Genomic DNA, 12,223 nt, shown 5'->3' on the forward strand with positions numbered 1-12,223 from the left:
ACACCATGAGAATAAGATTATTATCAGCAGTTTTCGTAGCCTTCATTTCGAGTACTCTTGCCTTTTCTCAAGGGCGTATACTTCCCATTCTTGAGTCTACACCGGATGTTCGCAGTACAGCCCTAGGGGGAGCAATGTTGGGTGATACAAAGCAGATGCATATTTATTCTAATCCTGCGGCTGCAGTATTTTCGGATGAAAGGATGAGCATAGACTTGAGTAGCCAGATATTCCCAGCGGTAGAGGTAGGCAGGATAATGCAGTTCAACTTAGGCACGAATATTGAACTTGATCCGAATCGTGTTTTGCTCTTTGGAAGTAGGTGGAGAGGAGGACAGACGATCCCAATCACTGCTACTACTGGTGATGCGGGAGTAGTGCGTCCTTTCGAGTGGACTTTAGATCTTGGATATGCGTTTAAGGTAATCCCATCGGTAGTTGCATACGCCACTACCACTTACTTTAAAAGCGATATGGGACGAAGCACCAGTGGAATTGGGTTTTCTGTGGGAGCAGGATACCAAAAACTATTTAAGATTAACCAGACTTCTACGCTGCTTACCTTAGGCTTAAGACTACAAGACGTAGGTAAGCCCATTAAATATGGTGATACTGGTATCCCTTACAGCTTACCTACTTCAGTCCAATTTGGAGGGGACTGGCAGTTGGCATTGTCTCCTAAGCATCAGGTAGCTTGGGCTTTAAGTGCTCGCTATTTCACTCCTAAGAATGCCCAACTACTGCTGGTGAGCAGTGGTATTGAATATTCTTTTAACAACCTTATCTCTGCCCGTATTGGCTACCGTTATGGACAGAAAGATTTGAACCAGTTGTCTTGTGGTATTGGAGGGTTTTATAAAGGAATCCGAGCGGACATTAGTTATCAGTATGGACTATCTAAATTGGCAGGGGTCGATGCACTCACTGTAGGAGTGGGATACTCATTCTAAATTTATAGTCCATTGTCAAAGATATGTAGCAAGCCTTTGTGGAACCAACTCCATTAAGAGAATGGGCACTTCGTGCAACATTCTCATTAAATGAGTCTTATGAAAGGCTGTTTTGTGCCTAAGGGTTAGCACTCAAGGGTGATGTGACAATTTAAGAAGTATTATTCAACAACGAGGGTGTGCCAGTACATTTTTTGGCACACCCTCGTGCTGTTTACTGAGAGAACTTCAGTTCATTGTGTGAAAGGTTATTGAGATCGGTTCAGCAAGCTCTATTATACCTTTATTCAACGAAAGAAAATCAAGTATATCCATAGTAATATACCTGTTCCAAAAATGTCAAAAATAGAGTGAACTAGGACAAAAGGAACCAAAGAAGTGAATTTTTGGCGTATGCAGATAAAGACAACCCCCATAAGTGCAATCCCGAATGCTGAAAGTACCCCCTGGTAAAGATGAAACCCAAATCGAATAAATATGCTTGCTATGATCGCAACAAGTCTATATTGTGCATTTACTGCAAATGTAAGCCCCATAAAGAATAGTTCTTCGAAAAAACCATTAAGTAGAGCAAATAGCACTAGCCAAATATTTATGTGAGCGAAGTAATCAACATTGGGATCAGAATACCAAATAGGGAAGTATTTCAGAGGATTGACACCATGCTTAATCCAATAAGACCCGTAAAGACAAACATCGAGAATACCTCCTCCAACTATTATAAGGAGAAGCATAAGGGGAAGAGTATACCACTTCACAGAAAAACTAAGGGCTGAGAAATCGAATCTTCTCCACCATAAGTACAACCCTGCTACAGAGAGAAAGGATAGTTCCAAAACAATAGAAAAGATATTTTGCTGCTCAGTAAAAGAGTCTGCACTTGGAGCTTGAGGATCTGGTGTCCCAAAGAACATCAGAAGAGAGGTGAAAGTGAAATATCCAAAAAAGATAAGAAACAAGACGCCATAGTCAGTGAGACTGAGCAGTCTTTTGGGAGATGATGATGTATCCATGTCGTTGTGTTACGTACGTAAAAATAACAAATCCTGATGCGCACGACAAACATACGTCGTACGACAATCAGGATTTGAAAGGGCAAATACTAGAAGACGTAGTCGCCCAACCATGTATTCATACTCTTTATTGTGTATTACTTTAAAAACTTACTTCTTTAGGTGGAGAGTAATCTTGTAACCTTCCTTACCTTCAACCCACTTTCCATTATCGAGCACCTCATCGCCCACGATGGACATAGTACCGGCCTTTTCGTCAACCTTATAGACAGTCCTGGTCTTTTTATCAGCCGAGAGGATTTTTAGAGTAGGAGTGATATAGGTATAGGAGAGATTAATTGGCTCATTTGGAAATTCCCCAGGGTCTACGGATCCCTCTTTGATTGTGTGCACAAAGACCACTTCGGTCGAAGTCTTGAAATCGTAAATCACACTCACTAGAGCAGACTTGGGATCCTTTTCATCAAAACGATAGGTTGCCTCCCACTTGGTTCGAACGATGTCGAATGGCTTTTCTTGAACTTTGGGACTTTCTTTCATCCCTACACAAGAAACAAAGAGTGTTGTCATCAGCAACAACTGTAGTAGTAAAATCTTTTTCATTATCCTTTTGCTCAAATAAATTCATATTAACTCGCACAAAGATACAAATTCTAAGAAAAACACCAAGGAATGACAAATTAATAAACATTAATCTCGCAATAAACCACTTTTTAAAGTGCTACCATAAGACTATTTCGACGAATAATAAGAAAATGTTGCTTTGCGCAACATGCTCCATTGACAATACTACCCAAAACTGCTAGCGCTCAATCCTTTTCGTGATACCCTATATCAGTGAAATTTATTCCTAGGAATAAATTTATTTATCTGTACAAATAAATTTATTTATCTCTAGGAATAAATTTGCTTGCTCGCGCTAGCCGTGGATGCGGCGCAGGCGAGGGCTTTTGGATACTCTAGGGAGGGGAAGGTGGCGATTTCATTTTGGGGGTTAGGGTACAGGGTATTTCGTGAGGGGCGATTGGTTGGTTATGTCGGGCGATATGTCTATTTTTGTGGGAGCGTGGAGGGCTTTAACTTAAAATGTTACAGGGTACTATGAAAAAACCAGTCGGAATATTTGGCTATTTGAGAAATACTTTATAGATTTGTGGTGTACTATCACAGTAGTACATAAATTGAGTGAATAAATTAATATGAGTGCATACAAGAAGAGTACGAGGGAGGAGAAGCTAGAGGCGTTGGGTCGCCTACTGGATGTGCTGGATCGCCTGAGGGTAGAGTGTCCTTGGGATGCTAAGCAGACCAATCTATCTCTTCGTCCCAATACAATAGAGGAGGTATTTGAGCTTTCGGAGGCTTTGCTCCATGAAGACGACCGTGAGATCTCCAAGGAGCTTGGAGATGTACTACTTCATGTGCTATTCTATGCCAAGATTGGCGAAGAAAAGGAGGCGTTTGATATCGCAAGTGTAGCGCATGGCGAAGCCGAGAAGCTCATTTACCGCCACCCTCATATCTACGGAAGCGTTCAGGTGAATGACGCCCACGATGTGGAGCAAAACTGGGAGCAGATCAAGCTCAAAGAGAAGGGGGGCAATAAGACGGTGCTCTCCGGTGTGCCCAGCGGTTTGCCTTCTATGATAAAGGCGTACAGAGTGCAGGAGAAAGCCGCCAATGTGGGTTTCGACTGGGAGCAACGCTCCGATGTGTGGGACAAGGTAGAGGAAGAGCTTCGGGAGCTTCGACAAGAGATCGAGGGTGACGGCACTCAGGCACATAAGGAGGGCGAGCTAGGCGATTTCCTCTTCAGTCTCATTAATATGGGTCGCCTCTACGGAGTGGATCCCGATACCAGTCTGGAGCGTACCAATCAGAAGTTTATCCGTCGCTTTGGCTATATCGAAGAGCGCGCCAAAGCCGCTGGCAAGTCACTCAAGGAGATGACGCTAGGCGAGATGGATGCCCTATGGAACGAAGCCAAGAGGAGTGAATAATATAGATACATTTAATAGATACAATGAATCAGCAGCGTAAGGCAATAATCGAAGTAAAAGCGCTTCATAAGACCTATCCAGGTGCTCAGCCCCTCCACGTGCTCAAAGGGGTGGATATGACGGTGTACGAAGGGGAGATGGTAGCCCTCATGGGGGCGAGCGGTAGCGGTAAGTCTACGCTTCTCAATATCCTAGGTATCCTCGATGATTACGACGAAGGGGAATATATTCTCGATGGCGACCTGATCCAGGAGCTGGACGAAAACTCTGCTGCCGAGATGAGAGGCAAGAAGATAGGCTTTGTATTTCAGAGCTTCAACCTGATTCCTTTCAAGACGGCGCTAGAGAATGTGGCACTGCCGCTCTACTACCAAGGGGTATCGCAGAAGGAGCGTAATGCGCTTGCTGAGCAGTACCTCGATAGTGTAGGTCTATTGCCTTGGGCTCACCACCTGCCCAATGAGCTTTCGGGCGGTCAGAAACAGCGTGTCTCCATGGCGCGAGCACTCATCACCAAGCCGTCTATCCTACTTGCCGATGAGCCGACAGGTGCTCTCGATAGCAAGACGACGATAGAGGTGATGGAGCTACTCAAGCAGATCAATAGGGAACAAGGTCTCACCATGCTTATCGTGACCCACGAGCCCGGGGTGGCAGAGCAGTGCCAGCGTACGATTCATATCAAGGACGGACTAATAGTGGGGGAGGAGTGATGAATGCGTATTTCCAAGAGCTAGCCAATTCGCTACAGAATAACAAGCTCCGCACCTTTCTTACCGGCTTCTCCATAGCGTGGGGTATCATCATCCTCGTAGTGATGCTCGGCGCAGGGAAAGGAGTGGAGAATGGTATTCGTGGTATGGTGGAGTCGAGTGGCGCCAATCAGATAAAAGTGACCATGAACCTCTACTTTACCGAAAAGCCTTATGCTGGATATCAGGCCAATCGTCAGCCTTTCCTAAAGCCTGAACAGCTCGACTATCTGCGGGGGGTCTACAGTGATAGAGTGGATCTGATAGAGCCTTCGTTAAGCAACTTCAAAGAGGTGAGTACTACCTTCGGGAGCCTAACGATGCAGGTCAATACTACGAGCTGGGCGGAGCAGAACTTCAATAAGCTAGAGCTTCAGCAGGGGCGCTTCTTTAGTCGCCAGGAGCACGAAGATGGAGCTAGAGTAGCGATCATCACCGATGGGCATATCTCTTCGCTCTTCGAGGCAGGCGAAGACCCCATAGGGAAGATAATTACGATGATGGGCGCTACCTTTAGGGTGGTAGGGGTGGTCAAAGCGGCAGTACCTTTCTATGGGTCGGTTTATATCCCACTCAATACCTACGCTTGGCTTTATCCCAATCAAATGGTGCAGATGACTTCTTTCTCTATCTATCCCAAGGTGGGGCAAGCAAGCCGAGTGCAGCAGCTCACCGATGAGATGAAGCAGACGGTGATGCAGCTTGCGAAGGTAGACCCTACAGATGCTTTCGCAGTGGATATGCAAAACTCTGCCGACCAAGCCAAGACTATGGACATGATCTTCCTCAGTCTCCAAATCCTTCTCTGGGTGATGGGTGTAGGTAGCCTCAGTATCGGTACTATAGGTGTCTCCAATATCATGCACGTGACCGTGCAAGAGCGTATGAGAGAGATAGGTATTCGTAAGGCTATCGGTGCCAAGCCCAAGGATATTATGCAACTGGTATTGGGCGAGAGTCTACTCCTCTCTATCGTAGCAGGTTTTGTGGGATTGGTAGTTGGTGTTGTAATTATCAATGTTCTAGACTATCTGGCTGCGGTCAATCATTGGGGACAACAGTCTATCCCCGTGGGGAGCTCGCCCGATAATGTGATGATCCTTAATCTATTTGAGCACCCTGAGGTCAATCTAGGCGTTGCCTTTGGCGCACTTATCGTGCTGGTGGTGGCAGGGTTATTGGCAGGCTATGGTCCGGCTAAGAAGGCGATAAAGATACCTGCAGTAGTGGCAATGCGAGATACTAAGTAGTAAGAGAGAGATCATGAGATTCGGAAAAGAACAGTGGCAGGAGCTGTGGTACACACTCAAGAGTAATAAGCGGAGGAGCATCGTTACCTCCTTAGGGGTCTTCGCGGGGATGTTTTTCCTCACGGTGCTCACGAGCTTGGGCAATGGACTAGGCAATGCAACCGCAGAGCAGCTAAAGGCTATCTCCAGCAATAGTGTTTTCTTCCTGCCCGGGCGTACCACTATGCCGTATCAGGGCTACAAAGCGAATAGGAAGATTACCCTTACCTACCAAGATTATCTGGCAATAGACGCACGTGCTAAGCTCCTGAAGTCTATCTCTTGCTATACCTCTATGGGTGAGTGGGGAAATACTCAGGTGGTTGCCAATGGTCGTAGCCGCCAGACTACAGTGGTGGGACTTAATCCCAACTACTATACCTCAATAGAGGAGCATATCGCTATCTATGGGCGCCCTATGCAGCGCCAAGAGATGGAGCAAGGGGCAATGGTGTGCACAGTAGGAGAATATCTGGCGGAGAAGTTTTACCCCGATAGTCCTGCCGATATGGTGGGCACTATTGTTACCCTCAATGGCGTCGCCTATAAGGTGGTAGGCGTGGTGAAGCAGTATAGCGATAACTTCTCCTTCGGCTTCAATGCTCGGTATTGTGTCGAGGTGCCACTGAGCAATGTAATTGGTACCGATGTCAATAAGGAAGTTTATCTTGCAGGCAATATGCTCGACGGTGTCACCGCCAAGGAAGCAGGGAAGGAGGTTTATCAGATTATCGCTCGGCGACAAAACCTTAATCCCCAGGACGAGCAGTCTATCATCCCTATGGGTATGGAGCTCTTCAATAAGATATTCGGGATGATTAGCAAGGGTATCAATCTCTTGATATGGATCGTAGGTATGGGTACCCTTATCACTGGCGTCATCAGTGTGAGCAATATCCTTCTTGTCACCGTGCGAGAGCGACAGAGAGAGATAGGTGTGCGTAGAGCTATAGGTGCCAAGCCACAGGACATCCGTTCGCAGTTTATGGCAGAGGCGCTATTGATCATCTTGATAGCTGGGTCGGTGGGTATCTTTTTGGGGATGCTGGTATCGCTCCTCTTCGGTACGATTACAGAGTCTACTAAGATAGGGCAATTTGTGTTGCGCCCTTATCCCGATGTACAGACACTCACGATCTCTGTAATCATTATGATCGTTGCCGGAGTGCTGGCTGGGCTTTTGCCGGTGTACAAGGCGCTAGAGATAAAAGCAATAGATGCGATAAGGGACGAATAAAAGTTAACATAGAATCATATATAGTATTATGGCAAAAGAGAAGAAAGGCAAGAAGATAGGCAAGTGGATCCTATGGGGGCTCCTTGCGGTGGTGGCAATTGTGGTGATTGCCCAAGTAGTGAGCAAGGGGCGGGACAAGGGCAATGCCTACGAACTGGTAAGCCCTGTGGCTACCGACTCGGTGGTGATGAGTACCGTGCTTACCGGCGCTATCGAGGCGCGCGATGAAGTCAAGGTGAAGCCGGAGATGAATGGTATCATCTCGGAGCTCCTCCACCTCCCTGGCGACTATGTGAATGCCGGCGACCTAGTGGCAAGGCTCAGCATTGTCCCCGATGTATCTACCATTCAGAATGCGGCATCTCGTGTAGAGAGCGCACGTGTTCGACTGAAGCAATCTCAGGAGGTATTTGAGCGCGACAAGGTGCTATTTGAGCAGGAGATTCTGCCTCGTGAGCAATACGAGACCAGCGAGGCGAACCTCAAGAATGCCGAGATCGAACTCAATATAGCCGAGGAGAGCCTACAGCTGGTCTCTACGGGTAGTAGTTCGCGTACGGCACAGAAAAATAATACTCTAGTGCGTGCTACTGTAAGCGGTACTATCCTAGAGCAGCCGGTAAAGGTGGGTAATACGGTGATTCAGGCGAACTCCTTCAATGAGGGTACTACTATAGTCTCTATCGCCGACCTCAACGACCTCCTCTTCGTGGGTAATGTGAACGAAAGCGAGGTGAATAAGGTGCGCCCAGGGGCTGAGGTATTGATCCATGTAGGGGCACTGAAAGGGCGTACTTTCCACGCCACTATTGAGTATGTATCTCCTAAGGGTGTGGATAAGAGCGGTACCATCCTCTTCGAGGTAAAAGCAGCGCTCGCCAATGACAATCTCGATGGTATCAAGGCTGGCTTCAGTGCCAATGCCGAGGTGGTACTACAGAAGGCTTCGGGTGTGATGACGATTCCTGAGAGTGCGGTCACCTATCGTGGCGATAAGGCGTATGTCTATGTCTCCCAGGGTGGAGGTAATACCGAACAAGACTTCACGGAGCAGGAGGTGACCCTAGGTATCTCCGATGGTCTCAAGGTGGAGGTCAAGAGCGGTCTCAAAGGTACGGAGCAGCTTCGTGGTAATCGTTTAGGTGTCAATTAAGAGATGAAAAAGATATTCCTTTGGATCGCCCTATCGATCGTAGCCCTTAGTGCATCGGCACAGCAGAAGCTATCACTGATACAGATGAATCTCGCTGAGTGTATTGCCTACGCTCAGGAGAATAGCCCGCTACTCCTCCCGCTCCCTGCCCAGCTGGAGATGCTCCAGATAGACTACCAAGCAGCTCGTTCCGCTTTCTTGCCAAGCCTCAATGCTCAGATAGGGCAGAACTTCTCTTTCGGTCGCTCCCAAGGGCGTGACTTCGTCTATACCAATACTTCAAGTGCCAATACCTCCTTTTCGCTAGGCGTAGATGTGCCTATATTCAATGGCGGTCAGCGGTGGTACCAGCTCAAAAAGAGCGATGCCGCACGCGCCACAGGTGACTATATAGTGCGAGATGTGGAGGATAATATCGCCCTCACGGTAACCCAGAGCTATATCCAGCTGATGCTGGCGAAGCAATTGGCGGCTACAGCTGTGGAGAACCTTGCACTCACGCAGAAGCATCTGGATGAGATTAAGAAGCAAGTGGAGGTAGGGCGCGCCGCTGCGGCTCAGCAGATAGATATTGAGAGTCAGTTGGGTAGAGACCAATTGGCGGTAACAGAGACGGCTGCCGATGTGGTGCGCGCTACTCGTATCTTGCTACTCGATATGGGCTTTGACCCCAATAAGATGTCGGAGAACGAGATAGACTTCGTGGAGCTAACACCCGAGGAGGTGATTGCCAAACTAGAGCAGACAACGCCAAGGCAGGTGGACGCAGCTTGGGTACTACCAGCTACAGCTAAGCTCGAGAAGGAGCTGGAGCTCTCGGACTACGATGTGAAGATAGCAAAGAGCGCTCTATGGCCTTCGCTATCGCTTAGCGGTGGCTACTCCAATGGCTATTATTATACCTTTGGAGAGAAAAATAAGATGCTCAACCAGCCTTTCCAAAATCAGCTGAAGGATAATGGGCGCTATTTCGTAGGGCTTTCGCTCAGTATCCCTATTTATAATAGGGGACAGGTGCGCCGTCAGATACGTGTAGCCGAACTACAGCAAGCCAATTTGAGGAGTCAGCTGGTACAGAAGCGTATCAACGATGACCGCAATGTGTTGCTGGCGCGCACGGATCTGGAGAAGGCGGACGAACAGTACCGTGTGGCTCGTGAGAGCCTTGCCCTCTCTACCCGTGCCCTAGAGGTGGCAGATACTCAGTACACAGCAGGCCGCATTGGTACCTACGAGTGGGAGCAGTCTAAGAATAGACGCCTCCAAGCGCAAGCCTCCTACCTGCAGGCGATCTATAACCGCTTGCTCCGTACCATCAACCTCACCTACTTCCACACAGGAGTTATCCGTAGCGATTGGTAACCTCCAACCTGAAAGCCCCCTTGCTCACATGACGTACAAGCCCCCAACCCCCCTAAACCGAAGGTAGCCCATAGGCAAGGGGGCTTGAACGTCAGGTAGGCTAGATGAGCAACGGAGAACAGCCCCTTGCCTATGGGCTACCTTCTGTTTAGGTTTCGGGGCTAATGGAGGGCGTGGACAAGGTGTGCCCCCTCCCCCTTCTCCCCTCCCTCCCCACGCTCTGCGTGGGGAGGGAGGGGGACATCGTTTTGCGTATCTCCCGGCCCACGGTCTCGGGCTTCGTCCTCAACCGAGGTGACTATAGGTACCTGTATCCTCTCCGATTGGAGCGGGAGACAACACAGCCATCGTTATTAGAGAGGACAACCACAGGGCGCCCATTGAGCTGGGGGCGGAAGAGGTGCTCACAGCTCACATAGAAGTTGTTACAATCGATAAGCCCATACATAGGTCGTTACTATCTATGGCGATTGCGGGGATTGGGCTGGTGGATAACATAAGTGGCCACACCCCAGAGCGTGAAGTGGTCTTCGGGCTCTACCTTTATCTTGGGGTACTTGTCATTGGCAGAGACGAGGTATAGCTCGCCCTCTGGGCTCTTTTCTATGTACTTGATATTGAACTCCCCATTGATGAAGCAGACCGCCACATCGTTTTGCTTAAACTCCAGTGACCTATCCACGATGATGATATCCCCCTCATATATCGGCATCAATCATGGAGTCCCCTACCACACGAGCCATAAAGGTGGTATTGGGGGTGCTTTATCAGTTCGGCAGTGAGGTCTATCGTCTCTACATTGTAGTCTTCAGCAGGAGAGGGGAAGCCTGCAAAGAGCCCCTCCTGAAGGCAGGGCACTTCGGAATAAACCCCTCGCGAATAGCATAGAAGTCCAGTGATTTATCCATCTGTTTTGCCATTGCTCTAGAGCTTAGTAGAGGAGGATGGTGCGGAGCTTCTCTTGTTTTTTTGTATCGAAGTGGAGGAAGTCGGAGAGGTAGGCATCGATAGTGCCGTAGCGCTCTTCTATCTCATCGATAATCTCATTCACTTGCCGTGGGGTACAACGGAAGTACTCCGTGAGGGCTTCTTGCACCTTGGAGGACTGTGTAAATCCGTTCGGCTCTATGCGCGACACCGGGAGGTTGTCATTGGAGAGGACATAATCGCTGATGGCGTCGCTCTTGCTTACGCCTAGTATATAATGCAGGAGGAGGGTCACAAAGGCGACCCTATCCTTCCCTAGGTCGTCACTGATTAGGATAGGATAATTGGCTGGGTCTAGGAAGCTATCGAAGAGCATGCGGAGCTGGTTGGGGTTCGCAAAAGCGATGTTCTCCAATATATCTCGGTGCATGTGCTCTATCTCAAGCTCGCTACTGTGCCCGTCGTAGATGTCATCTATGATGTGCTGGAAGTCGATGACCTTATCGGGTCCTATGTATACTTGCTCCATCCCCGAGATAGGTATCTTGGGCAATTGGTCGGAGATACGTGAGGGAGAGAGCGCATACTGAGTGCGTATCCCCAGCCCAGCAATGGCAGGCACATCTTGCTCGAAGCTCCGCCAGAGGTCGCCCGAGCGGTAGATCATGCCCCAGCGTACTTGATCGCCATTGTAGGTCATGTAGCCGCCAATGTCGCGGAGGTTGAGGATGCCTATGGTGGGGATGGTGCGCGTGGTCACTACACGCATATCACGGTTATTGAACACAAGGAGGAAGTAGGTGTGGTTGCCCCCTTCGGTATTGTAGCGGTATTGTGCCGCTGCTATCTGCTCTACGGTGTAGGGCTTATCGGGATACTGGTTGGCATCAGACGAGGCATAGATGGCTACTTGCCCGTCCATCCCAGGGTACACCTGCCACTGTATCAGGTAATCGCCCTCCTTATCCTGTCGGGTATGGGTATCTATATAGTACGCCTGCTTGGCGCACGAAGCGGTAAGCAGTACCAGTAGGAGTAGGATGGTATATGGATATAAACCTTTGCGCATATATATAGGGTCTTTATATCTTAGCATTGTGCAATCGTGGCGCCAAGGGGGTAAGCTTCCTCTCGTCGCCTATCACTTAATGTTACAAATATAGAAAAACGGGTGGAATGGGGGCTATCTCATAGGTTAAATAATCTAATCACTCAGGTTGGTGTGCGTGAGGATTCTCTAGAAAAAGACGAGATTCAGCGGAACGGCAGCCTATCCCATCGCCCCCCCCAATGGGATCCTCTCAACCATTACTTGAGAATGTTGCACGAAGTGCCATTCTCGCCGATTTGCTTGCAAATCGGCTTAGACGTTGCACGGTGGTGAAATACAAGGCACTGAGACTTAGGCTGACGGGAGCGTACTCACGTACGTGACCGAAGCCGAATGTCGAAAGTAACGCAGTAGTTCGCCACCGTACAACACTCTCTACTTAGGGTAACTCAAGTTTCCAATTTAGATTTGGGGTACTAAATTAAGATA

12 protein-coding genes and 1 pseudogene are annotated in these 12,223 nt (G+C 48.5%); 7 read left to right on the forward strand and 6 right to left on the reverse strand.

Translation table 11 applies throughout. From position 1 onward, the window contains the following. Nucleotides 1–5: 5 nt before the first annotated feature. Nucleotides 6–950 (forward strand): PorV/PorQ family protein, encoded by a 945-nt coding sequence (locus tag IX315_RS03340; protein WP_026215565.1) that lies wholly within the window; start codon nucleotides 6–8, stop codon nucleotides 948–950. A gap of 287 nt (nucleotides 951–1,237) precedes the next feature. Here IX315_RS03340 and IX315_RS03345 read toward each other — a convergent pair whose 3' ends face one another. Both IX315_RS03345 and IX315_RS03350 read right to left on the reverse strand, forming a co-directional pair. Next, nucleotides 1,238–1,963, reverse strand: coding sequence for a CPBP family intramembrane glutamic endopeptidase (locus IX315_RS03345; protein WP_026215527.1), 726 nt, complete (start codon nucleotides 1,961–1,963; stop codon nucleotides 1,238–1,240). 150 nt (nucleotides 1,964–2,113) lie between these two features. Continuing rightward, entirely contained in the window at nucleotides 2,114–2,566 is a 453-nt protein-coding gene (locus tag IX315_RS03350; protein ID WP_134852622.1) for a hypothetical protein, read from the reverse strand. 596 nt (nucleotides 2,567–3,162) lie between these two features. On the opposite strand from IX315_RS03350, the gene mazG reads away from it, so the two are divergent. The 6 genes from mazG to IX315_RS03380 are packed head-to-tail and all read left to right on the forward strand — an operon-like array spanning nucleotide 3,163 to nucleotide 9,756. After that, nucleotides 3,163–3,963 carry a nucleoside triphosphate pyrophosphohydrolase gene (gene mazG / locus IX315_RS03355; RefSeq protein WP_211637677.1) on the forward strand — a complete coding sequence of 267 codons (801 nt, stop codon included), beginning with the start codon at nucleotides 3,163–3,165 and terminating at the stop codon, nucleotides 3,961–3,963. Nucleotides 3,964–3,986: 23 nt separating this feature from the next. After that, the gene (locus IX315_RS03360; protein WP_018357804.1) at nucleotides 3,987–4,676 is read left to right on the forward strand and encodes an ABC transporter ATP-binding protein; all 690 of its coding nucleotides are present in this window, start codon (nucleotides 3,987–3,989) and stop codon (nucleotides 4,674–4,676) included. Further along, nucleotides 4,676–5,965: an ABC transporter permease gene (locus IX315_RS03365; protein WP_018357805.1), complete on the forward strand. Its 1,290-nt coding sequence runs from the start codon at nucleotides 4,676–4,678 to the stop codon at nucleotides 5,963–5,965. Before IX315_RS03360 ends, IX315_RS03365 begins: the two co-directional genes overlap by 1 nt. A 13-nt stretch (nucleotides 5,966–5,978) precedes the next feature. Then, nucleotides 5,979–7,241, forward strand: coding sequence for an ABC transporter permease (locus tag IX315_RS03370; RefSeq protein WP_018357806.1), 1,263 nt, complete (start codon nucleotides 5,979–5,981; stop codon nucleotides 7,239–7,241). Between the two features lie 28 nt (nucleotides 7,242–7,269). Next, a complete protein-coding gene (locus IX315_RS03375) occupies nucleotides 7,270–8,394 on the forward strand; it encodes an efflux RND transporter periplasmic adaptor subunit (protein ID WP_018357807.1) in 1,125 nt (374 codons plus the stop codon). A 3-nt stretch (nucleotides 8,395–8,397) separates the two neighbouring features. Further along, nucleotides 8,398–9,756: a TolC family protein gene (locus IX315_RS03380; RefSeq protein WP_211642485.1), complete on the forward strand. Its 1,359-nt coding sequence runs from the start codon at nucleotides 8,398–8,400 to the stop codon at nucleotides 9,754–9,756. A gap of 322 nt (nucleotides 9,757–10,078) precedes the next feature. Here IX315_RS03380 and IX315_RS03385 read toward each other — a convergent pair. The 4 genes and pseudogenes from IX315_RS03385 to IX315_RS03395 all read right to left on the reverse strand — a co-directional run. Beyond that, a pseudogene (locus IX315_RS03385) lies at nucleotides 10,079–10,204 on the reverse strand (Y-family DNA polymerase); the annotation flags it as partial. A gap of 9 nt (nucleotides 10,205–10,213) precedes the next feature. Beyond that, the gene (locus tag IX315_RS09725; protein ID WP_244973080.1) at nucleotides 10,214–10,468 is read right to left on the reverse strand and encodes a LexA family protein; all 255 of its coding nucleotides are present in this window, start codon (nucleotides 10,466–10,468) and stop codon (nucleotides 10,214–10,216) included. Then, the gene (locus tag IX315_RS09730; protein ID WP_244973081.1) at nucleotides 10,468–10,614 is read right to left on the reverse strand and encodes a hypothetical protein; all 147 of its coding nucleotides are present in this window, start codon (nucleotides 10,612–10,614) and stop codon (nucleotides 10,468–10,470) included. Before IX315_RS09730 ends, IX315_RS09725 begins: the two co-directional genes overlap by 1 nt. A gap of 73 nt (nucleotides 10,615–10,687) precedes the next feature. Continuing rightward, nucleotides 10,688–11,752 carry a tyrosine-protein phosphatase gene (locus IX315_RS03395; RefSeq protein WP_244973082.1) on the reverse strand — a complete coding sequence of 355 codons (1,065 nt, stop codon included), beginning with the start codon at nucleotides 11,750–11,752 and terminating at the stop codon, nucleotides 10,688–10,690. Nucleotides 11,753–12,223: the final 471 nt, after the last annotated feature.

The sequence above is a fragment of the Porphyromonas levii genome (assembly GCF_018206105.1).
Lineage (GTDB): Bacteria > Bacteroidota > Bacteroidia > Bacteroidales > Porphyromonadaceae > Porphyromonas_A > Porphyromonas_A levii.